This is a genomic window from Bradyrhizobium hipponense (assembly GCF_008123965.1).
GTDB lineage: Bacteria > Pseudomonadota > Alphaproteobacteria > Rhizobiales > Xanthobacteraceae > Bradyrhizobium > Bradyrhizobium hipponense.
This window is the reverse complement of the sequence record NZ_VSTH01000050.1, coordinates 22,142-43,600: the sequence shown is the minus strand read 5'-3', so window position 1 is coordinate 43,600 and position 21,459 is coordinate 22,142. Positions and strand designations below refer to the sequence as shown.

At 61.7% G+C, this 21,459-nt stretch carries 19 protein-coding genes; 9 read left to right on the top strand and 10 right to left on the bottom strand.

Annotated elements, in window-relative coordinates:
• Positions 1–50 precede the first annotated feature (50 nt).
• The 5 genes from FXV83_RS15445 to FXV83_RS15425 all read right to left on the bottom strand — a co-directional run bounded on the left by FXV83_RS15445 (position 51) and on the right by FXV83_RS15425 (position 5,495).
• Positions 51–1,169, bottom strand: coding sequence for a M20 family metallopeptidase (locus FXV83_RS15445; protein ID WP_148740263.1), 1,119 nt, complete (start codon positions 1,167–1,169; stop codon positions 51–53).
• A gap of 60 nt (positions 1,170–1,229) precedes the next feature.
• The gene (locus FXV83_RS15440; RefSeq protein ID WP_148740262.1) at positions 1,230–2,168 is read right to left on the bottom strand and encodes a polysaccharide deacetylase family protein; all 939 of its coding nucleotides are present in this window, start codon (positions 2,166–2,168) and stop codon (positions 1,230–1,232) included.
• 32 nt (positions 2,169–2,200) lie between these two features.
• Positions 2,201–3,076, bottom strand: coding sequence for a polysaccharide deacetylase family protein (locus tag FXV83_RS15435; RefSeq protein ID WP_148740261.1), 876 nt, complete (start codon positions 3,074–3,076; stop codon positions 2,201–2,203).
• A gap of 45 nt (positions 3,077–3,121) precedes the next feature.
• A complete protein-coding gene (locus tag FXV83_RS15430; RefSeq protein WP_148740260.1) occupies positions 3,122–3,847 on the bottom strand; it encodes an aspartate/glutamate racemase family protein in 726 nt (241 codons plus the stop codon).
• Positions 3,848–3,911: 64 nt separating this feature from the next.
• Positions 3,912–5,495, bottom strand: a complete 1,584-nt coding sequence (locus FXV83_RS15425; protein ID WP_148740259.1) for an ABC transporter substrate-binding protein — start codon at positions 5,493–5,495, stop codon at positions 3,912–3,914.
• A 270-nt stretch (positions 5,496–5,765) separates the two neighbouring features.
• Between FXV83_RS15425 and FXV83_RS15420 the strand changes: the two genes are divergently transcribed.
• Both FXV83_RS15420 and allE read left to right on the top strand, forming a co-directional pair.
• Complete coding sequence (locus tag FXV83_RS15420) at positions 5,766–6,734, top strand: LysR substrate-binding domain-containing protein (protein ID WP_148740258.1); 969 nt, start codon at positions 5,766–5,768, stop codon at positions 6,732–6,734.
• Positions 6,735–6,981: 247 nt separating this feature from the next.
• Positions 6,982–7,779 (top strand): (S)-ureidoglycine aminohydrolase, encoded by a 798-nt coding sequence (gene allE, locus FXV83_RS15415; RefSeq protein WP_148740257.1) that lies wholly within the window; start codon positions 6,982–6,984, stop codon positions 7,777–7,779.
• 85 nt (positions 7,780–7,864) lie between these two features.
• On the opposite strand, the gene FXV83_RS15410 is transcribed toward allE, so the two are convergent.
• Positions 7,865–8,743, bottom strand: coding sequence for an IclR family transcriptional regulator (locus tag FXV83_RS15410; RefSeq protein WP_148740256.1), 879 nt, complete (start codon positions 8,741–8,743; stop codon positions 7,865–7,867).
• A 181-nt stretch (positions 8,744–8,924) separates the two neighbouring features.
• Between FXV83_RS15410 and FXV83_RS15405 the strand changes: the two genes are divergently transcribed.
• The 7 genes from FXV83_RS15405 (at position 8,925) to FXV83_RS15375 (ending at position 16,540) form a co-directional block, all read left to right on the top strand.
• Positions 8,925–10,547: an MFS transporter gene (locus FXV83_RS15405; protein WP_235939654.1), complete on the top strand. Its 1,623-nt coding sequence runs from the start codon at positions 8,925–8,927 to the stop codon at positions 10,545–10,547.
• Positions 10,548–10,652: 105 nt separating this feature from the next.
• Positions 10,653–11,270, top strand: coding sequence for a flavin reductase family protein (locus tag FXV83_RS15400; RefSeq protein ID WP_148740254.1), 618 nt, complete (start codon positions 10,653–10,655; stop codon positions 11,268–11,270).
• Between the two features lie 108 nt (positions 11,271–11,378).
• Positions 11,379–12,329, top strand: coding sequence for a PDR/VanB family oxidoreductase (locus tag FXV83_RS15395; protein WP_148740253.1), 951 nt, complete (start codon positions 11,379–11,381; stop codon positions 12,327–12,329).
• A gap of 18 nt (positions 12,330–12,347) precedes the next feature.
• Positions 12,348–13,688 carry an aromatic ring-hydroxylating dioxygenase subunit alpha gene (locus FXV83_RS15390; protein WP_148740252.1) on the top strand — a complete coding sequence of 447 codons (1,341 nt, stop codon included), beginning with the start codon at positions 12,348–12,350 and terminating at the stop codon, positions 13,686–13,688.
• Positions 13,685–14,161: an aromatic-ring-hydroxylating dioxygenase subunit beta gene (locus FXV83_RS15385; RefSeq protein ID WP_148740251.1), complete on the top strand. Its 477-nt coding sequence runs from the start codon at positions 13,685–13,687 to the stop codon at positions 14,159–14,161. The genes FXV83_RS15390 and FXV83_RS15385 overlap by 4 nt, the downstream gene beginning before the upstream one ends.
• Before the next feature lie 7 nt (positions 14,162–14,168).
• A complete protein-coding gene (locus tag FXV83_RS15380; protein WP_187435926.1) occupies positions 14,169–15,785 on the top strand; it encodes an ATP-dependent acyl-CoA ligase in 1,617 nt (538 codons plus the stop codon).
• A gap of 26 nt (positions 15,786–15,811) precedes the next feature.
• Positions 15,812–16,540, top strand: coding sequence for an SDR family NAD(P)-dependent oxidoreductase (locus tag FXV83_RS15375; protein ID WP_148740250.1), 729 nt, complete (start codon positions 15,812–15,814; stop codon positions 16,538–16,540).
• A gap of 11 nt (positions 16,541–16,551) precedes the next feature.
• On the opposite strand, the gene FXV83_RS15370 is transcribed toward FXV83_RS15375, so the two are convergent.
• The 4 genes from FXV83_RS15370 to FXV83_RS15355 all read right to left on the bottom strand — a co-directional run bounded on the left by FXV83_RS15370 (position 16,552) and on the right by FXV83_RS15355 (position 21,407).
• Positions 16,552–17,034, bottom strand: a complete 483-nt coding sequence (locus tag FXV83_RS15370) for a MarR family winged helix-turn-helix transcriptional regulator (protein WP_148740249.1) — start codon at positions 17,032–17,034, stop codon at positions 16,552–16,554.
• Positions 17,034–17,546 (bottom strand): MarR family winged helix-turn-helix transcriptional regulator, encoded by a 513-nt coding sequence (locus FXV83_RS15365; protein ID WP_235939648.1) that lies wholly within the window; start codon positions 17,544–17,546, stop codon positions 17,034–17,036. Before FXV83_RS15365 ends, FXV83_RS15370 begins: the two co-directional genes overlap by 1 nt.
• A 139-nt stretch (positions 17,547–17,685) precedes the next feature.
• Complete coding sequence (locus FXV83_RS15360) at positions 17,686–19,251, bottom strand: indolepyruvate oxidoreductase subunit beta family protein (RefSeq protein WP_148740248.1); 1,566 nt, start codon at positions 19,249–19,251, stop codon at positions 17,686–17,688.
• Complete coding sequence (locus FXV83_RS15355) at positions 19,248–21,407, bottom strand: thiamine pyrophosphate-dependent enzyme (RefSeq protein ID WP_148740247.1); 2,160 nt, start codon at positions 21,405–21,407, stop codon at positions 19,248–19,250. The genes FXV83_RS15360 and FXV83_RS15355 overlap by 4 nt, the downstream gene beginning before the upstream one ends.
• Positions 21,408–21,459: the final 52 nt, after the last annotated feature.

Below are 21,459 nucleotides of genomic sequence, written 5' to 3'. Positions count from 1 at the left end.
GTCGCATCATCAATGGATTGACGCGTACTTGATACGCTGTTTTCGCCGCCCTAATCCAGATCGGTGATCATTCGCCGCAACAACTCGGCGCGCCGCGGAAGTGCAGAAACCACAACGTATTCATTCGGCGAATGCCACTCGTTGCCTATCGCTCCCAGACCATCCAAGGTGGGGATGCCGACTGCAGACGTAAAATTTCCGTCGCTGCCGCCGCCGCTCGATGTTTCGATCAGACTGACGCCGAGTTCATGGGAAATTGACTTCGCTAACCCGAACAGCATGAGTCCACCCGCGGTCCGCTCAAGGCAGGGCTTTTCAATTTCTCCGCTTGCCGCGATTGTCACGTCGCAACTGATCGGCCCTGCGGACAGGATCGTCTCGTCGACTGCTCGACCGGCTTCGGCGCTGGAAAAGCGAACATCGATGGTACAGAACGCGTGGCCAGCAACGACGTTCGGTGTGGTCCCGCCACCGATCTCACCGACGTTGATCGTCGTTCCCGTTGAGTAATCGGTCAATTTGTCGAGTTCTACGATCTGGCGCGCGATCTCCGAGATGGCACTGCGGCCACTTGCGTGGGCCGAGCCGGCGTGCGCTTGCCGTCCCTCGACATTCAGGCGATATTTTGCGCGTCCTTTGCGGAACGTGATCACCTCGTCCGTGCGTGCCGGCTCGGCGATGAGGGCGTAGCGGGACTCCCTGGCCAACCGCTCGATGATGTCGCGCGAGGTCGGCGAGCCGATCTCCTCATCCGAGGTGTAGAGAATTGTGAGCGGCATGTTCGGCTGGTGAGCCAGACCAGCAATATGCTCTGCGGCCTTAAATGCCAGATAGCCGCCTGCCTTCATATCGGCGATGCCCGGGCCGTGAAAATGGTCGCCGTTGCGGCGCATCGCGACCGATCCGGGAGCGCACACAGTGTCCAGATGACAAACCGAGAGAATGCCGGGTCCGCCTCCCCACGGTAGCCGAACCAATAGATGGTCGCCCATTCCGTTGTTTCCGGGAATCCGCTCAAGGCTGGCACCGAGCGGTGCAAAATCGGCAGCGACGACATCGAGCAGTCGCGTCATATTCTCAACGTCGCCGGTCGGTGTTTCAATTTCCACCCAACGACGCAGGCCAGCGAGGATCGCTTCCGCTTCGAGTTCTTGAAATCTTTCTGGCATATTGCTTCCTCAAATTGCTGACAACATCCTTGGCGCCGTCTCGCAGATGACGGCGATACGTCAGCTCAGGCTGCCCTCGTGGTCTTTCCAGATGGACGGAGAAAGCCGAAGAAATGTGTCCGCAGGGTAGGTTGTCGACCAATGACCCGCGCATTCGGACCCAGTCGCATTCCATAAATCCGGGAAGCTTGTCAGGTGGGTGAGGATCTCTTCAAACGCCTCGGCGTGATGTCCCCAGCCGATCCCCTTCGGATGAACGGTCAGACTGAAATACCTGCCACGTCGGTATTGGGCCTCGAACTCGCAAAGCCAGTTTCGCTTCAGTGCATTGACCCGATCAAGGCCAGTCCCCTCCGATGGAAACATTAGAAAAAACTGGTCATCGCAGCTGTAATGATATGGGAGCGTCAGGATTGCCTTGCCCTGCTGGAAGTCAGCGACCCAGTAATGAGGCGCATCGTCCGCGAGACCGTTGCCCATATAGGTGTAGCCGGCATCGATCAGCAATCCCATGGTCGCTTTGCTGATACTGCCCACTGCAAATGCGTCTTGCTGGCGCGGCAGGGAAAACCAGCCGTTCGGCCGGGTTCCAACGATTCGTTTCAACGTGGACGTTGTGAGCTCAATTCGCTCCCTTTCGTTCTCCACGAGCAATGTGCTGACGTCCTCGTGTTTCCATCCGCCGGCGGCGATCTCATGCCCGTCTTTTCGAATCGCCTCGATCCGGTCCGGATAGATCTCCGCCATCACCGCCGGGACGACGAACGTTGCGCGCAATCCGAAGCGCCTCAGCAGCCGCATGACGTTCTGCAGCCCCACGGTCATGCCGAACAGCGTGGTCGGATGCTTGAGATCACTCTCCGTGATGCCGGCGGGCGTCGAGGCTGGACTGAGATCGACGACAATACCGAAGGCGCAGCGCTTGCCGTCCGGCCAGCGCACGTCTGCATCCTTTATCCCGATTTCGTCGGAGATGGTGTAGTCCTGCTTCCAGGGCATTCGGCTGGTCCTGATGTCTCGATGGCGATGATTTACAGTGGGCGCTGGGACAGAGAGTGCCGCGCCAGTTCCTCGCAGGTTGGAAACCATACGCCCGGAAGCTTTTTCATTGCGACGATCAGGCGTTCCAACATGTCGACCCTGGAAGCACGTCCGGAGACGAAGGGGTGCAGCATGAAGTTCAGGTAACCATTGATCTTGTACTGATGCCAGAACGCGCTCCACCACATCTCAAAGACCTCATCGGGATCGAGAAGTCTTTGCGAACTTGTCTTGCTGCCGGCCCAGTTGGCGCTGAAATACATGGCGTCATCGATCGCAAAATGCACGGGCAACTGTACCAGCCTGTTCGTGCCGTTCTCATCGTCCTGATAGAGTGGTGTGTAGGCACACGAGGTCGATGAGTTGTAGATGAAGCCTTCCCGGCACAGCAATGCGGGGCTGTGCTCGCTACGGGTTCCGACAGGACGGCGGCCCGTGACGCGTTCGAGCGCCGCAATCGTCTTGAGCAGGTGATTTTCCTCGAGTGCCTTGTCCTTGGGGACCTGATGCTCCCACATGTGATCGGCGATTTCGTGCCCGGCTCCGGCCGCTCGCTTGAGCGCCTCCGGATAAAGCTCGCAGATCCGCCCTGGGGTGAACACCGTGACCTTGATCCCATGGGCTTCGTACATCTCCAGCAGGCGCCAGATGCCGATCCTGCCGCCGAACTCCCCTTTCGCGCGTTGCATCGGCGGCTCATTCGCAAGCCTCCGGGCCAGCATGGCGTCGAAATCAAGGGTGAAATTCACCGCCATCCGTACCCCGGGCGGATAGCTGAAATTCGCGACGGGGACATGCCGCGCCGCATATCCAAGGGCAGCGGCCTTCAGCTGTTCGACTTCATTGGCGAGCGCGACATTTGTCATCAATTTTCCCGGACAAGGCTGGCTCCGCCCAGCGACAGAAGGGGCTCAGGCGGCGCCTCGATCGCTGCCGTTGCCGGACTTGGCCCCGCGCCGAAGACGCAAGCTAACGGCGGCTTCGGCGACCTTGAGACCGGCGAGAACGGAATTGACCACTGGAACGCCGACGCGATCCTGCAGCCGCTCTGTCAACTGGGGCATGAAACCCATGCCTAAACAGCCCACGACTAGAATGTCAGCGCCGTCATCAACACAGCTGCGGGCCGCTTCCAAAATCCCATTGAAAGCCTCGTCCGGCTTTCGGACCAGATCGAGGACAGAGCAGCCGACCGTGCGTTCGGAGACAAAGAGCTGGGCAAGCCCAAGGGAGCGAAGGCGAGCAATCAGCCCCTTGGGCGTTGGATCGGATGACAGCACCGAAAAGCGTTCGCCGAATTGAGCTGCGAGATGCATCGCGCTGTTGCCCGGCCCAACAACCGGAATATCGGTGACGTCTCGTAGCGCCGCAATGCCGGGGTCGCTGAAGCAGCCAATGATGACGGCATCGTAGTTCGCCTCAACCCACCCTGGAACGCTGCGCAGAAGTTCGGGCACCACCAGTGCCGCGTCGGCGTTGGACTCGACAGCCGAGGGGCCGTTTTCGATCGGCCTCACATCGATGGTGACATCAGATGAGGCGGCCCTGGACAAGTATGTCCGCCGACGCGCGATCTCCTCGGCACCGAGGGTCCGGTGCATCGGGCTCGTCAATTGGTAGAGGATCTTGGGTTGCATTTTCGCGATTGTCCGAGAGCGGAATGCTGGACTGCGGGCCGAGGAAGTTTGCTGAGTCCCAGCCTCACTCGCGACGAACGTTCCAGAAGACCGGAAAGCTGAAGAGGATCATGCCCTTGAGATCGGAACGGTAGGCCGGAGGCGCAGCAAATTGCCCCGCCAGAACATAGTTGACGTTCTTATGGAAGACGGCCTGTATTTCGTCGCGGGACTTGTTGCTGTCTGCCGCAGTTGACGCCTGCGAATACACCTTCAACAGATCATTCAGCGCGGGGTCGCAGTACCAGCCTGGGTTGTTCTCCATGCAGTTTAACGACACCATCTGCTGCGCGAGCGGATTGAGCAGATCGATCCCGGTCATCACCATGGGCGTTACGCCCCAACCACCATCTGCGCCCGGCGATTTTTTCAAGCGTCGAGCAGCAACCGTTGCGTAGTCCGACGTCCGAAAATCGATGTTGAATCCAGCTTGCTTCATCTGGTCCGCGATCACCGAGCCGACCGGATTGAGAAGGGCGGATGTTCCTGCATGGAGGAAGACCACTGGCTCTCCTTTGTAGCCAGCTTCCTTCAATAGCTTCTGCGCGGCCTTCGGCCCGACCTCGCGGGAATATTCCGTGCCGGCGTCCGAGCTCCCGCTGTTGCCGCACATGTAGATCGAATAGCAGACGCGGTACATGTCAACCGGAACGCCGAGACCTGCCATGACGTCGCTCTGCTCGACCGCAACCTGTAAGGCCCGCCGAATCAACGGATTGTCGAAGGGCGCCTGCGCGTGATTGACGTTGATCGCAATCATGTTCTGAGCGATCGTCGGCTGCTTGCCAAGTGTAACGTTCGGATCTTTGCGCAACATATCGATGTAGTCGTATGGGACGACCTCCAGAAGATCGAGTTCTCCCTTTTGTAGAGCGGCAACTCGCGTCGACTGGTCGGGAATGCTCAACAGCTCGATTCGGTCGAAGCTCACGACCTTTCCACCAGCGAGGCCATCCGCCGGCTCAGAACGAGGAACATAGTTCGGGTTGCGGGCAAAAACCGCCTTGGCCCCGGCACGCCATTGATCCTTCAGGAAAATGAACGGCCCGGAACCGATGACTTCAGGCACCGCTGTATTGGCGTCCAGGCGAGCCAGGCGCGCCGGCATCACAACCGGAATTTGATGGCCGGGCTTTCCAAGCGCATCGATGACGAATGCGAATGGCCGCTTGAGACTCAACTCGAAGGTCTTGGTGTCGATGATCTTGAAGCGATCCGCTGCGTCCATGAGTTGAGCACCGAAGCCGTCCCGCTTTGCCCAGCGCTCGATCGAGGCGATACAATCCTCCGATGTGACGGGCGCACCGTCGCTGAACTTCAACCCGTCGCGGAGATGGAAAGTATACGTAAGCCGGTCGGCACTGACGTCCCAGCCGGACAACATTTGTGGCTTGTAATGGCCTTCGCTGTCGATCGCGACGAGTTCGTCAAACACGAGGTAGGCGAAAACGCGCGTCGCATTGATGGTAGTGATGATCGGATCGAGAATCTGAAGTTCGGTCTGGAGCGAAACCTTCAGCACCCGGTCTTCGGCATGCGCGGTCACGGAAAGACCCGCGGCACCAACAAATGAAAGAGCGGCGGACAGCATAAATTGACGCAATCCCACGGGAACTCCTTTTGTTTGCCAAATGCTTCACCGCGCCTTTGGGGCGAAGCACATCAATCACGATCAGTGTCCAGTCGCTCCCTGGTCGATCTTGTGTCGTTGGTTCGCACCAAGCCAATCTGTCGCGGCGCGAACCCGTGAAACCTACCGTCGCAATTCATTTTACATCAAACCACTTGTTTTGCGGCTAAGCATGATAAAAACTAAGCCTCCCTCTGGGCTTCGGTCGGGCGGCTGCAGCGACTGAACCGAGCAAAGCAGGATTGGCGAGTGTCACGGCTCTCGAAACGCGGATCGACGGCCCGTCGCCGTTTGCCCCCGCTCAACGCGGTGCGGGCTTTCGAAGCGGCCGCTCGTCACGTCAACTTTGCGCTGGCCGCGGATGAGCTGGCGGTGACGCCCGGTGCGATCAGCCGACATGTGAAGGCGCTGGAGGCGCAGATCGGTCGCAAGCTGTTCGACCGCCACCCCCAGTCGCTCCAGCTGACGGAGTTTGGCCGGACCTGGCTTCCGGTGGTGTCTGAGGCCTTTGACCTGCTCGAAAGCGGTACCGCCCGCCTGCTGTCGGAGCGTCCCCGCTCGACGTTCGCATTAAGCGTGCAAACGTCATTTGCCACCGGTTGGTTGCTGCCGCGTTTCGCCCGCTTCCACCGTGAACAGCCGGAGCTGACGATCAGGCTGCTTACGCATGCGGATTTGCCGGACCTCTTGCGCGAGGGCGCGCCCGACGCAGCCATTGCCCACGGCAGAGGCGAATGGCCGCGGCTGAATGCTCATTTTTTGTTCGCCGATCGGCTGATACCCATGTGCAGTCCTGCCTATCTCGCGGTTCAGCGCAGGCTCCTCGAACCGGCCCATTTGCTGACTGAAGCCTTGATCTCCACCGATGACACTGCAGGAGATTGGGCCGCGTGGTTCGCGATGATCGGTTTGCATGGCGAGCAGCCGCAACGAATGCTTCATTTCGCCAACAACGTGCTTCCCGCCCACGCCGCAATGAACGGCCTCGGCTTTGCTCTCATCGATCCCAGCCTGGTGACGTCCGAGCTTGACCTCGGCCGGCTCATCGCTCCCCTGTCCTTTCCACCATTGATGCGCGGTACCGGTTGGTATCTTCTGCATTCGCCTGTTCGGCGCAAGGATCCTGTTATGATGGCTGTCCGGAACTGGCTCCAGCGCGAAGCGGGTTCAAGTGTTCGCCATATTTTTCCCAAGCCGGGCGGCGCGGCCCATCGCTAAAGCTCTTTCCGTGTTCTGGCTGAATTCCGGGCATGGAATCAGGATGGAAGCACGGTTGTTTTGACGCGTTTTGGATTGACACCCGTCGCGACGTGCGTCGCTCCCACCGATCGAGCCAATGGCGCTGGCATGACCAGGATCAGTTTCGCCCACATGAAAAAAGAACTCGAATTTCTTCCGCTGACGCCGGGCGAACCGGTCACCACCTGCGCAACCACAACCCGTGCTAACAGACCGAGGGTCTCAGATGCATCCCACTGATTTTCCTTCTCAGCCAGGCACCGTTCCTCCTGGATCGATCGGTCACAATCGCGGAGTGATCGGTCGCAACTTCGCGTTCATACCGCCGGAAGGCGTGTTGAAAAGCCGGCTTCCGGCGTGGGCGTCCACGACCGTGCGTTTTCTCGCGGCGCCGACGCTAGGTGCCGGTTTCGCCCAATACTTGCTGGAAATCGAACCCGCAGGCGGCACAGTCAAGCCGATCTGTGTGGACCTGCAGCACTTCTTCTATGTCGTGACGGGAGGCGTGGACGTTAGCATCGACGCCAACCCGCCGGTGTCGCTCACAGCCGGCGCGTTTGTCTATGTTCCACCCGGCGTGTCCTTCGCGCTGTCCTGTCATCCCACGGCGTCTGCCCGCGTCATCGCCGTCAAGAAGCGCTATGAGACGGCCGAGGGTATTGCCGCGCCAACGGCGATCATCGGTCAACAGCAAGCCATGCCGATGACGAACCACACGGGCTTGGTCGGTCGCGGCTTCAAACACCTGCTTCCCATGGGCGATCTGCGCTTCGATTTCGAGATGAACCTGATGTTCTTCCAGCCCGGCGTTTGCTTTCCAGCCGTCGAGACGCACATCATGGAGCACGGATTATTCATGCTTGAAGGTCAAGGCCTGTATTATCTTGGCAATACCTGGCACGAAATCTGGGTTGATGATTTCATCTGGATGGGATCGTTCTGTCCGCAGCAATTCCATCCCACCGGCCTGGCTCACTCGGTTTATCTCTTGTACAAGAACGTCAATCGCGACGTCGTTCTCTAACGACCGTCCCGTTCCTGCCTGCGGCATCCGAATTCGTCGCGCTGCCTCGCCCGTTCCCGCCTGATCGGGCCGCTTGCTGGCGATTTCAGCCTTCGGGTTGCCAGCCGGCGGTCACGGAGAGGGCGCGCGCGTGGGCGATCAGCGCTGTCGCGGTCGGACCTTTCAGGTCATCGTCGAGAATGCCGATAGGTCCCATCATCGTGATGGCCGCGATCATGAACCCGCCTTGGTCGAAAATCGGCGCGGAAAGAGAGGTGAAGTTCGGCAGAAGGGCATCGCGGCAGCGACTGATGCCGTCGCGCCGGATCGTGTCCATCATCTGCTCCACCTCGGCCTTGGTGGTGGGCGCATCGTCCACCCGCGTCTCGCGCGAGAGTTCCTCCTTGAGCTCTTGATCCAGCATCTGGCTCGTCAGGGAGCGCGGCAGATGTGCAAGAAAGTTTCGCCCCAGTGCGGACCGCAGCAAGCTCAGGACGCTTCCGACACGCAGCTCAATGATGGGGCGGCTGGCTCCGCCCTCGACGCGATAGATGATGGTTGGTCCACGATTGCCCCACACGCCGAGAAATACCGTGTGGCCGATCGTCGTTGCGAGTTCGGTCATGGCAGGCCGCGCGACGCTAAAGACGTCGAATTGCTCGATGGCCGCCATGCCGAGTTTCAATGCGTAGGGGCCGAGCGCATAGCAGCCGGTGTCCGTCTCCTGTCGAACGATGCCCACGGCCTGAAAGCTCACAAGATAATAGTGGACATTGGCTGCCGACATTCCGGTGCTGGCGGCGATCATCTTCAGCGGCACGGGTCGCAGCTCAGTCCGCAGGTAATCGAGGATCTTGAAACCGATCTCGATTGACTGAATGCCGCGCCGACCGCTGCGTTCTGCCTTGCTGATTTTGACGGGCTTGGATCCACGTGCTGATGCAGGCGCCGGATCCGGCGGGCGGGTTCGGCGCGGCCTCTTCACTGAAAATCCTTATATATCAGGCAGTTATCGTGGACGATGCTTGCCGCATTATTGGGCGCGAGTCGGCAAACATTCAAGCTTGTCCTATTTGACGACATCATATGAGTATGACTAAATAAAATACGCTGCGGGTTACGGTTTGGCCGCGGGGCGCGAACAGGGAATGGCAATGGATGCACGAGTGACGGCGGCACCCGCCGACCAGAATCTAACGCGCAGCGAGGAGCGGCAGGTCGTTTTCGCGTCGACCCTCGGAACGATGTTCGAGTGGTACGATTTCTTCATCTACGGCTCGCTGGCCGTGTTCATGAGTTCGGTGTTGTTTCCGCCGGACAATCCGACGGCAGCGGTGCTCGCTTCCCTCGGCGCCCTTGCTGCCGGCTTCGTGATCCGTCCGATCGGCGCCGTGGTTTTCGGTCGCATTGGCGATCGGGTCGGTCGAAAATACACCTTCCTCATCACCATCATCATGATGGGCGGCGGCACCGCGTTGATCGGCTTCCTGCCCACCTACGCGAGCGTCGGCCATGCGGCATGGGTTTCGCTGGTCGTGCTGCGATTGATCCAGGGCCTCGCTGTCGGCGGAGAATATGGCGGTGCCGTCGTTTACGTTGCGGAACATTCGCGCCCCAACCGGCGCGGACTCCTGACCGGCTGGATCCAGATCACGTCGTCGGTCGGATTGGCGCTTTCGATCGTGGTCATCATCGGCACGCAGAGCATCATGAGCGAAGCCGATTTCAGGGCCTGGGGATGGCGCGTCCCCTTCATCATGTCGATCGCGATGCTGGCGTTATCGATCTACGTTCGAGCCAAGCTGCACGAATCGCCGGTATTTGCGCGCCTCAAGGCGGAGCGGCGCCTGTCCAGGAGTCCCGTCAAGGACACGTTTGCGCGCTGGTCCAGCCTTCGTCTTGTGTTGATCGCGTTGTTCGGTGTGACAGCGGGCATGGGCTCGACCTATTTCACCGGCCAGTTCTACGTGATGATTTTCATGCAGCAGGTGGCAAAGGTCGACCTGCAGACCTCGTATGGTCTGATGGCGATCGGCCTCGTCATCGGAGCTCCGGCTTTCATTTTCTTCGGCTGGCTGTCCGACCGGATCGGACGCAAGTGGCTGATGATGACGGGCCTCGTGCTTTCGGCTCTGTGCTACCGGCCGATGTTCTCGTCCCTCCTGGAAGCTGCGAACCCGCAGCTGGTCGCAGCGACCCGCAGCGCCCCGGTGACCGTGCATGCCGACACCACCAGCAAAGCGTGCCAGTTCGGCCTTGCAGCTGCGCTGCTGAGCTCGCACGGCGACCACAGCAAGCCTTGCGTGCAGGCCAAGAAGCTGCTGATCGGAAGCGGCGTCAACTTCAGCTATGCCTCTCCGATTGGTGGCCATGCTGTATCCATGACGGTCGATGGCAGAACGATTGCCGGATACGATGCGGCAGCCTATCGCAAGGCCCTGTCGGACGCGGGTTACCCCGTCAAGGCCGATCCTGCAAAGGTGTCGTCGGCCTACATCGTCTTTCTGCTGGTCGTCATGACCGTCATCGTCGCGATGGTCTATGGGCCGGTGGCATCGTTCCTGGTCGAGGTGTTCCCGGCGAACATCCGATACACGGCACTTTCGTTTCCCTACCACATCGGCGCCGGAATCTTCGGCGGCTTCCTGCCCTTCTTTGCAACCTATCTTTCGCTTGCGGTTGGCGACGTATTTGCGGGGCTCTGGTATCCGGTCGTCATTTGCACCGTGGTCGCGGTGATCGGATCGATCGTGCTGCCGAACAGGCCGAGGATCGAGGCCGACCGATGAGCGTGACCTATTCGCGGCCGGACAGTTTCCAGCTCGTGGTCGACCATCGACCGCAGGCGGTCGCATCCACCGTCAGCGTTGCCCGCGGGCGGAAGTGAGGATCGTATGCTCTTCGACATGGGTCAGCTTCCGGCGGATATCCGCTACAAGATACTCACTGCGACCGTCACGCCGCGTCCGATCGCGTGGGTGACGACCCGGTCCAGGGACGGAATCGCCAATGCGGCGCCGTTCAGCTTCTTCAACGTGCTGGGGCATGAGCCGCCGACGGTTGTGCTCGGCTTGCTGCGTCATCCGAACAAGGGCTTGAAAGACACGGCGCAGAACATCGTCGCAACCGGCGAGTTCGTCGCCCATCTGGTGCCGCACCAGATGGCCGAAGCCATGAATGCGACGGGCGTGGATGCACCGCCCGAGATCGACGAGATCGAGCTTGCCGGGCTGGAGACGCTTCCCTCGCAGATGGTTGCGCCTCCACGCCTCAAGGCGTGCCCGGTTGCGCTCGAATGTCGCTCCCTCTCGGTTCAGGAGACCGGGCCGCGGCAAATCGCCGTGATCGGCGAGATCGTTTGTGCGCATGTAGCGGAGCAGTTCGTGATCGATGCTCGGAGAGGCCATATCGATACGATCGGCCTGGACCTCATTGCCCGCATGCACGGGTCGGGCTGGTATGCGAGGCCTCGCGACCTCTTCCAGTTGGTGCGGCCCCCGCCAATTGAATAGCGCAGCGTGGCTGCAAGGTGCCCCGCGCATGTCAATCCGGACGCCGATTGACAACCAATTATTATATGCCTAAATATATGCAGATTCATATATTTCAAAGATGCAAAAATGGACACGCATCCGCTCGAGCTCAAGGTGCAGTCGGTCACGGCGGAGACGCCGACGATTCGAAGCCTTGTGTTCGGCGTGGAGCGCGGTGCGGTCCCGCGGTGGCAGGCGGGTGCACACGTCCGCGTGTCGCTCCCGAGCGGAGGAGACCGGCCTTACTCTCTGATGGCCTTGCCGGGTCTGCCTGAGGGCGTTCTTGCCCTTGGAATTCTGCGCGAGCAGATGTCGACCGGCGGCTCGGCGTTCATGCATGCGCTGAACATCGGCGATGTCGTCATGGCGTCGGCGCCTGTCAACGACTTCCGTCTGCATGAGGATGCTTCACCGGCGCTTCTGTTCGCGGGTGGCATCGGCGTCACGCCGATCCTGTCCATGGCCGCCGAGCTTCAGGCCCGCGGCGCTGCCTACCATCTCCATTATGCCGGACGGGCGCCGGGCCAGTTGGCTTTCCTGCCGCAGTTGCAGGCGGTGTGCGCGAACAGCCTGTCGGTCCATTATGACAGCGACGCCTCCTGCCTCGACATCGCAGCGGCGCTGCACCGCGCGCCGGCGAGCTCCCACGTCTATGTCTGCGGTCCTGGCGGCATGATCGAAGCGGTGAAGAGCGCCGCCCTGGCCCACGGCATCGCTGCCGACCGGATCCACTACGAACTCTTCAAGGCCGAGCCGCCGAGCGCGTCGAACCAGCCGTTCGAGGTCGAACTCAGGTCCACGGGACAAGTCATCGCGGTCGCGGCCGATCAAAGCATCATCGAGGCGCTGGAAGCGGCGGGGCACGAGGTTCTCTATGACTGCCGGCGCGGCGATTGCGGCATCTGCCAGTGCGGCGTGATCGAGGGGGTCCCCGATCATCGCGATGTCATCCTGAGCGACGACGAGAGGGCGTCCAACAAGGTCATGCAGATCTGCGTGTCGCGCGCGAAGTCGGAGCGATTGGTGCTGGATCTCTAGGACGAGGAAAGGGACGGCATGAGCAGATATTCAGGAAATGCGCGGTCGATCGCGGCACTGGTGCGCGAGGCCGAGGTGCATCGCGACGTCTATATCGATCCCGAGATCTTCGATATCGAGATGGAACATCTGTTCCCCAATAGCTGGGTCTATGTCGGTCATGCCAGCCAGCTTGCAAAGCCCGGCGACTTCGTCACCGCCACCATCGGCCGGCAGCCGGTGTTGGCGAGCCGCCATAGCGATGGTTCGATCCACGTCTTCTACAACCGCTGTCCGCACAAGGGCGTCAAGATCGCCACGGAGCCGTGCGGCAACACCGGCAAGTTCTTTCGCTGCCCCTATCACGCGTGGTCGTTCAAGACCGACGGCTCGCTGCTCGCGATCCCCTTGAAGAAGGGCTATGAGGGCACCGGTTTCGGCGACACCGAGGCCAATGAAGGCTTGTCGCGGATCAAGAATGTCGTGGTCTATCGTGATTTCATCTTCGCGCGGCTGAACGAGACCGGCGTCTCCTTTGAGGACTATTTCGGCCAGAGCCTTTCAACCATCGACAACATGGTCGACCGCTCGCCGGAGGGCAGGCTCGAGATCGTGGCCGCGCCGATCCGCTACATGCACACTTGTAACTGGAAGATGCTGGTCGAGAACCAGACCGACACCTGCCATCCCATGGTGGCGCATGAGAGCTCGGCCGGCACCGCGGTCAAGGTCTGGAAACGCGAGCAGGGCGATTCCACGGAGACGCCGATGGCGGTGCAGCTCTATGGCCCCTTCATGAGTCCGTACGAGTTCTACGAGCAGAGCGGCATCAGGATCTGGCCCAACGGCCATGGCCATACCGGCGTCGCCAACTCCATCCATTCCAACTACGCGGACGTCGGCGGCTATCTCGGTCAGATGATCGCAGCCTATGGCGAGACGCGGGCCAACGAGATCCTCGGCGAGGTCAGGCACAACACGGTCTATTTTCCGAACATCATGGTCAAGGGTGCCGTCCAGATCCTGCGCAACTTCATCCCGATCGCGGTCGACAAGACGCTGGTCGAGAGCTGGGTCTATCGCCTGGTCGGCGCGCCCGACAAGCTTTACGAGCGTGCCCTGATGTACAACCGCTTCATCAACGCGCCGACCTCGATCGTCGGACACGACGATCTCGAGATGTACGAGCGGGCGCAGGAAGGCCTCAAGTCCAACGGCAACCAGTGGGTCAATCTGCGCCGACTCTTCGAGCGGGACGAACAGCCTGACGTCATCGCTGTCATCAATGGGACGTCTGAGCGGCAGATGCGCAACCAGTTTCACGCCTGGGCGAAATTCATGACCATGGACATGGACAAGCAGGTTGAGGCTGCGGAATGATCGACGAGAAAGCCGTCACGGATTTCATTTATCGGGAGGCCGAGCTTCTCGACACCATGCAGTGGCAGGGTTGGCTGGATCTGTTTCATCCCGAGGGGCGCTATTGGATGCCGCTCGAATGGCAGCAGCAGGATCCGGTGCTCCAGCCGTCCTTGATGTACGAGGACCTGTTGCTGCTCAAAGTGCGGGTCGAGCGGCTTGCCGGCGAACGCACCTTCAGCCAGAAGCCGAAGAGCCGCTGCCATCATCTGCTCCAGGCGCCGCAGATCGTCGCCTGCGACACGGCTGCCGGCGTGTTCAAGGCGCGGACGTCCTATATCTACACCGAGACGCGCGGCGATATGCTGGAGCGCTATTCGGGATGGGCCTCGCACGACTTCGTCCTGATCGGCGACGCCCTGAAGATCAAGCTCAAGCGCGTCGATCTCATCAATTTCGATGCGCCATTCGGCAACATCCAGCTCTTCATGTGAGTGCATCTTGACCGCAGCCACTTCAGTCTATGCCCGCTTTCGCGAGACCGCCTTGCGCCGGGGTGCGGCTGGCTTTCTCAACGTGCTGCCGGAGACGGCCGACGTGTACGGCATCGCGGCCGGTGAGATTTCCTACCGTGCGATGCTCGAGCGGATCGAGCGCTGGCGGGCTGCATTTGCGGACCGCGGCTACGGCGAAGGACACAGGGTCGGGCTTCTGCTCCAGAACAGGCCGGTGTTCGTCGAATTGTGGTTCGCGCTAAACGCGCTCGGCGTGTCCGTCGTGCCGATCAATCCTGATCTGCGGATGAGCGAGCTCGAATACATCATCGCGCATTCCGAGATGAACGCGGCGTTCGTGCTCGGCGAGCGGCGGGACGAGGTTGAAACTGCGGCCCGCCAGGCCGGGCGCGCGATTCCGGTCGTGACCGACAGCGACGACGTTCCCACTGCCTTCGGCGGCGCGCGCGGTGCGATCGCCGGCGACGGCTCGACCGAATGCGCGCTGCTCTACACGTCGGGTACGACGGGCCAGCCCAAGGGCTGCGTGCTCACCAATACTTATTTCCTGCACAGCGGAAACTGGTATCGCGACGCCGGCGGGCTGATCGGTCTCAAGCCCGATCGCGAGCGCATGATCACGCCGCTGCCGCTGTTTCACATGAACGCGATGGCGGTGTCGCTGATGGCGATGGTCTCGGTCGGCGGCAGCCTGACCATGCTCGATCGCTTTCATCCGCGCAGCTGGTGGCAGTCGGTGCGGGACAGCCGCGCCACCTGCCTGCATTATCTCGGCGTCATGCCCTCGATGCTGATGAGCGCTGCGGCATCGAACGACGACAAGGCCCACACCGTACGCTTCGGGTTCGGCGCCGGCGTCGACAAGCTGCTTCATGCGCCGTTCGAGGCGCGCTTCGGTTTCCCGCTGATCGAAGCCTGGGCGATGACCGAGACCGGCAGCGGCGGCGTGATTGCCGCCAATGTCGAGCCGCGCAAGATCGGCAGCAGTTGCTTCGGCCGCCCGGCACCCGAGGTCGACATTCGCATCGTCGATGACCAGGGTGCCGATGCGCCGGTAGGAATGCCCGGCGAGCTGTTGGTGCGGCGGGCGGGCGCGGACCCGCGCTACGGCTTCTTCCGGGGATACCTCAAGAACCCCGAGGCCACCGAGGAAGCATGGGATGGCGGCTGGCTGCACACCGGCGATATCGTCTCGCGTGATGCGGATGGCGATCTGCATTTCGTCGACCGCAAGAAGAACGTCATTCGTCGTTCCGGCGAGAACATTGCCGCAGTCGAGGTCGAATCCGTTCTCAATCGTCATCCCGCAATCCGGCAGGCCGCGGTCGCGGCAACGCCCGACCAGGTGCGGGGCGACGAGGTCGCCGCCGTCATCATTGCCGAGCAGGGCGGGGCCGACCGCGCACTCGCCGAGGCCATCGTTCGCTGGAGCCTGGAGCAGATGGCTTATTACAAAGCGCCCGGGTGGATCTGCTTCGTCGACCGGCTGCCGCTGACCGCAACCGAAAAGATCCAGCGCGGCGGCTTGAAGGACTTTGTCGCCAAGCTGATGCATGACGGCGCGTTCTTCGACCTTCGCGAGTTGAAGCGGCGGCAGGTCTGAGGCGTCTCATTCGCAGGAAACCGATCATGAGCCAGGCCCGCACCACACTCATTACAGGGGGAAATTCCGGGATCGGCGAAGCGCTGGCCCGCAGGCTCGTCGATAAAGGACAGCGCGTGGTCTCGGTGGGGCTGGAGAAGCCAGGCTGGACGCATGATCTGCTCGCGGCCTATTGCGCGGACCTGACGAGCCTCGAGGAGACCCGGGCCATCGTGCAAGAGATCAGCTCCGACCACGCGATCGATTGTCTCGTGCACAATGCAGGCACCATCCTGCCGAACCTTCTGCCCGATGCGAGGCCCGAAGACATCCTGATGCTTGCGCAGCTGCATCTGGGGGCACCGATGCTGCTGACCCAGGCAGCCCTGGAGGGCATGATGTCGCGCCGTTTCGGCCGCGTCGTGTTCGTCAGCTCGCGTGCGGCTATGGGGGCCGTGACCCGCTCGGCCTATTCCGCCACCAAGGCGGGCATGCACGGCATGGCGCGGACATGGGCGCTGGAAATGGCCTCCAGCGGCATCACCGTAAACGTCGTCGCGCCGGGCCCCATTCTGACGGACAATTTCTGGGGCATCGTCCCGAAGGATTCCGAGCGGCAGGAGAGAATGGCCCGCAACGTTCCGGTCGGCCGGCTCGGCTCGCGCGAGGACGTGGCGCACGCGGTCGAATTCTTCCTCGACGAGCGCTCGGACTTCGTGACCGGACAAGTGCTTTATGTCTGCGGCGGCACCAGCTTGGTTGGCCTCGGTCCCTGATCGTTGATCGATCAGATCTGATTCTGGCGAATATTCTCCACCATCCTGGCCAGCACGCGGGCGCAGACTTCAACCTCGCCGGGGTCGATGCCGGCGGTCAGACGCTCGTAGTTCTTTTCCATGATCGGCCAGATCTTGCGCAGCAGCGCCTCGCCGTCCGCCGTCAAGGCCACGACGCGGCGGCGCTGATCCTCCTCGGCGATCTCTCGCTCGACGAGGCCCGATGAAACCATGGATTCGACCATGCGGCTGGCGGTCGACTGCTCGGTCACCGCGAGAACGGCGATCTCGTTGACGGTGAGAGTCTTGTAGATGAACAGCACCGACAGCGTGCGAAAGACGACGTTGCTGATGCCGTGCTCGCTCAGATCCCGGTTCTGGTCGAGGTTCCAGCGGTTGGCCAGCCGATTGAGCAGATAGGGAATGTAGGCTTGCAGCTGGTCCCTCGTCCTTGGCGGACCGGATTTCCATCTGCTTCTGGATTCTTTGCCCATTATTTCTTGTGTCTCTGCTTCTTGCTCTCGGTGCGGATCTTTGAGGAGATGGACCGCAACACCGAAAGCGCGGCGTCGAGCTCCCGGCGCGGGACGTTCTCGAACCGCTCGCCGAGATGCTTCTTGTGGACATCGGCGGCCTTCCGGAACAGCGCCTCGCCCTTGGGCGTGAGCCGCACGATGAACGATCGCCGGTCCTCGCTCGACATTTCCCTGCTGATGAGGTCGTCGGCCAACAGGCGCTGCACGAGTCCGGAGACGTTGCCGCCGGACACCTTTAGGTTCTGCGACAATTGCCCGAGCGCAAGTCCGTCCCTGCAACGATCGAGCTGAGCCAGCACGTCGAACTTTGCGAGCGACAGTCCAAACTCAGAACTCAGCACGGAATTCAGCGACCCGAAGAACTCGCCATGCAAAGACAGCAATTGAAGCCACAGCCGGGTTTCGACCTGCCCGGGTACGGGAACAATGTGCGCTTTGAGTGCTGCCGGCATCGCATGACCATCGAGCACAGAGTGTCTCGTCGAGTGGAGGGAATTTATCGCGGGTCTGTCGCTCCGATTAACAACCTGAGAATCGTAGTCAAGCTGTCTGATCCTGACGTCCTTCGGTCCGAACGGCAATCTATTCCTGTGCCGGGCGCGATCTGCATCATGCGAAGGTCTTGATGGTCTGGATCACGCCGTCGAGCTCCTTGCCGGCGCTGTCCTTCAGCGCCGCTTCCCGCAATCGCCGCGCCCAGTCGGCGGCGTCCTCGCGCCGCTCGACCAGCTTGATCGCGGCCAGGGTCTTGTCGAATTTCGACAGCCCCCGGCTGTGGGTATCGGAATAGCCCTTCACAAGGCGGCGGCACTGCAGAATTTCGACACCGAGCTGGTAGTTGGTGCCGACCGCGTCGGTCGCGGCCTTGAGCCATTCGTCTCGGTGAGCAGTCTCGATTGCGTGGCGCAGCGAGCGGCGGCGCATCCCACGCATCCCGCCCACGACATAGAGCGCCAGGAACCAGGGCAGAGAGTAGGTCCGCACCCGGCGTCCCCTGTTGACGCGGCGATCGAGCCAGCCGAGGAGGCGCGGCCTCGCGGCGAGCCAGCGGCCGAAACCCACGGGCAGCATGCCCATGACTTCCTCCATGCGGGGGTGCATGAATTCTGTGGTCTGGAGCACCTGTCCCTGCGACATCTCGAGCTCGCTCTCGATGCGCGCGCGGCGACCGGCTCGCGTCTTGAGGTCGGCCACGCGGATGACGTCGTCGTAGCTCATGGCGTTGGCGAGATACTTTGCCGCGGCCTGGGTGAAGGCATAGCCCCTGTCGGCGCCGCCCGAATTCCGGTCGGCCGCGTGCAGCGATTTGAGGATGTCGAGATATCCTGCGCCATAGGTGACGTCCTGGAAGTCGACCACCTTCTTCAAGCCAGCGCGGCTCATGGCCAGCGTGGGCTCGGGCAGCTCCCGGTTCAGTCTGGCGACAAGCCCGGCGAGTTGCGGATCGGGCGTCGCAGGAGAGGGGATGCCGCCGGCCGGCTTCGATTGCACCGGCGCCGCGACTTCGGGAGGCCCGGTCTCGACCCGGTCAAAGGCCGCTTCAAAAGTTCGGATGCTGGCCTTGGCTCCCTTCTCGCCGGCGCGGATGACATCGAGATAGCTTGCGCGGCCGAAGGGCAGCACGTTGGCCGCAGCGAGCGCGCCAAACATCGCAGCCGAGATGACGCTGCCGTGCTCGATCGCCAGCGCATTCAGGTCGAAGATGATCTCGGTCTTGGCGGCAACGCCGATGGCGCCGGTGACGGCGTCTCCGTCGGCAATGCCGTTACCCGGCGCGATCTTCTCGCCAATGGCAAACGACCGGTGGTTGGAGGCGATCAGCGTCGTGCGGTCCGGCGTCACCAGGCCGCGCAGGATCGAGCGCCCCGCTTCCATGAATTCGGCGGCCATCACGACGTCGACATCGCCAGGGGTGGGCATCAGCGACAGGATCGGCTTGCGGCCATCCAGTGGCGGCATCGCCTCGATGTAATAGATCGTGGCGCCGGTCCGCTGGGCGACGCCGGGCACTGAGGTCGATTGCGCAACCCAGCCGTGGTTCTCGGCGAGTTGAACGATCCAGCCGGTCAAGACGCCGCCGCCCTGGCCGCCCATCGCGACGATCGCAATCGAGATCGGCCGCTCGGTCGCGTCACCGGCGGCGGGGAGGGCGAGCCGGACCGTTTCGTCTCTCATGCCAGCGCCTCGAGCGCCGGACGCCCGCGATCGCGCCGCCGTTGCAGCCAGCCGATCACGGCCATGGCGATTTTCGATTTGAACGTGTCCCAGCGGGTCGGGTTATGAATGACGTCGGCGCGATAGAAGGATGGGCACAGCACCGCGGCTTCGGCGACCTCGCCGCAATTGCCGCATCCGACGCAGGAATTGTCGATCGCCGCAACGGGATCGTCCCGCAAGGGATCGTCCAGCTGCTTCACGGAAAGCGAGGGACAGCCGGAGAGCCGGATGCAGGCGTGATCGCCCGTGCAAACATCCTCGTCGACGCCGAAGCGTTCCTTGACGGTGCGCAACCCGTCCTTGATTGCCTTGTTGATCTGCGGCTTCACGCGGCGCTGCTTGTTCAGCATGCATTCAGAGGAGGCGACGATGACCTTGGGGCCTTCGTCCCTGGTGGTCAGGGCCTCCTTCAGCACGTCGCGCATCTTGCCGACGTCGTAGGTGCGGTCGATCTGGCGGACCCATTGGCCGCCGATGCCCTTCACGGCCTGGACGATCGAATTGTTGGTGTTGCGCCGCTTGTTGGTGGCGCGCGACGACAGGATGTCCTGACCGCCGGTCGCCGAGGTGTAGTAGTTGTCGACGATGAGGAAGACGCCGTCATGCTTGTTGAAGACGGCATTGCCGATGCCGCTGGTCAGTCCGTTATGCCAGAAGCCGCCGTCGCCCATCACTGCGATCGAGCGCTTGTCGGCCTTGACGTTGAAGGCCGAGGTCGAGGCCGGGCCGAGGCCGAAGCCCATGGTCGTCGCGCCGATGTTGAAGGGCGGCAGGATCGAGAACAGATGGCAACCGATGTCGGCCGAGACATGGTGCTGGCCGAGTTCCTCTTCGACGAGCTTCATCGCGGCGAAAATCGGTCGCTCCGGACAGCCGGTGCAGAGCCCCGGCGGGCGCTGCGGGACGGCCTGCTTGAGCTTCTCGACGGCGGGGTGGTTGAGCACGGGAGCAGCGTCCGGCGCCGGCGGCCGGTTGCCGAGCAGCCGCGGCTCGGTCTTTTCCAGGAATTCTCTGACGCCGCCGAGCAGGACCTGCGCGGTGTAGTCGCCGCCCATCGGCAGCACGTCCTTGCCGTGGACGCGCGCATTGATGTCCTTGCGCCGCAGCACCGTGTTGATCGCCTGCTCCAGATATTCCGGCTGGCCTTCCTCGACGATGAGGACGGCCTCCTTGTCGAGGCAGAACTCTGCGACTTCAGTGTCGATCACTGGGTAGGTGACGTTCATGACGTAGAGCGGAACCTGGGTGTTGCCGTAGGCGTCCGACAGGCCGAGATATTGCAGTGCGCGAATCACGTTGTTGTACATGCCGCCCTGCATGACGATGCCGACCTTGCCCTGTTCCGGCCCCATCCGTTCGTTCAGCTTGTTGTCGCGGATGAAGCCGATCGCCGCGGGCATCCGCGTCTTGATCTTCTCCTGCTCATGCTCATAGGCCGCCGGCGGCAGCACGATGCGCCCGAGATCCCGCTTGGGGTTGTTCAGCGCGTCCTTGATGGAATAGCCTGGCTTGACGTTGTCCTTGCAGGCGAAGCTGCCATGCATATGACATGCGCGCACGCGAACCTCGAGCATCACCGGGGTGTTCGAGGCCTCCGAGAGCTCAAAGCCCTTCTCGATCAGATTGACGATGCATTCATGGTCGGGCCGCGGATCGAGCAGCCACATCTGCGATTTCATGGCGAAGGCGTGGGTGCGCTCCTGCATGATCGAGGAGCCTTCGCCGTAATCCTCGCCGACGATGATCATAGTGCCGCCGGTGACGCCGCCGGAGGCAAGATTGGCGAGCGCGTCGGAAGCGACATTGGTGCCGACCGTCGACTTCCAGGCAACCGCGCCGCGCAGCGGATACATCACGGATGCCGAGAGCATCGCGGCTGCGGCCGCTTCGTTGGCCGAGCTCTGGAACACGACGCCGAGATCGTCGAGCACGTCCTTGGCGTCGGCGAGCACGTCCATCAGATGCGAGATCGGCGAGCCCTGGTAGCCGCCGACATAGGCGACGCCGGACTGCAGCAAGGCCTTGGTGATGGCGAGGATGCCTTCGCCGCGGAAAGTATCGCCCGTGCCGAGCCGGAGATCTTCGACTTCGCGAGCGAAAGACCGTTCAGCCATTGCATCCTCCAGAAATATGCATTAACATACTTTTACATGTGAAGTAAGTCAA

Excerpts from the sequence above, each read along its gene's own strand:
- FXV83_RS15445 (WP_148740263.1), bottom strand. The coding sequence starts at position 1,169 with ATGCCAGAAAGATTTCAAGAACTCGAAGCGGAAGCGATCCTCGCTGGC.
- FXV83_RS15440 (WP_148740262.1), bottom strand. The coding sequence starts at position 2,168 with ATGCCCTGGAAGCAGGACTACACCATCTCCGACGAAATCGGGATAAAG.
- FXV83_RS15435 (WP_148740261.1), bottom strand. The coding sequence starts at position 3,076 with ATGACAAATGTCGCGCTCGCCAATGAAGTCGAACAGCTGAAGGCCGCT.
- FXV83_RS15430 (WP_148740260.1), bottom strand. The coding sequence starts at position 3,847 with ATGCAACCCAAGATCCTCTACCAATTGACGAGCCCGATGCACCGGACC.
- allE (WP_148740257.1), top strand. The coding sequence starts at position 6,982 with ATGCATCCCACTGATTTTCCTTCTCAGCCAGGCACCGTTCCTCCTGGA.
- FXV83_RS15400 (WP_148740254.1), top strand. The coding sequence starts at position 10,653 with ATGCTCTTCGACATGGGTCAGCTTCCGGCGGATATCCGCTACAAGATA.
- FXV83_RS15395 (WP_148740253.1), top strand. The coding sequence starts at position 11,379 with ATGGACACGCATCCGCTCGAGCTCAAGGTGCAGTCGGTCACGGCGGAG.
- FXV83_RS15390 (WP_148740252.1), top strand. The coding sequence starts at position 12,348 with ATGAGCAGATATTCAGGAAATGCGCGGTCGATCGCGGCACTGGTGCGC.
- FXV83_RS15385 (WP_148740251.1), top strand. The coding sequence starts at position 13,685 with ATGATCGACGAGAAAGCCGTCACGGATTTCATTTATCGGGAGGCCGAG.
- FXV83_RS15375 (WP_148740250.1), top strand. The coding sequence starts at position 15,812 with ATGAGCCAGGCCCGCACCACACTCATTACAGGGGGAAATTCCGGGATC.
- FXV83_RS15370 (WP_148740249.1), bottom strand. The coding sequence starts at position 17,034 with ATGGGCAAAGAATCCAGAAGCAGATGGAAATCCGGTCCGCCAAGGACG.
- FXV83_RS15360 (WP_148740248.1), bottom strand. The coding sequence starts at position 19,251 with ATGAGAGACGAAACGGTCCGGCTCGCCCTCCCCGCCGCCGGTGACGCG.
- FXV83_RS15355 (WP_148740247.1), bottom strand. The coding sequence starts at position 21,407 with ATGGCTGAACGGTCTTTCGCTCGCGAAGTCGAAGATCTCCGGCTCGGC.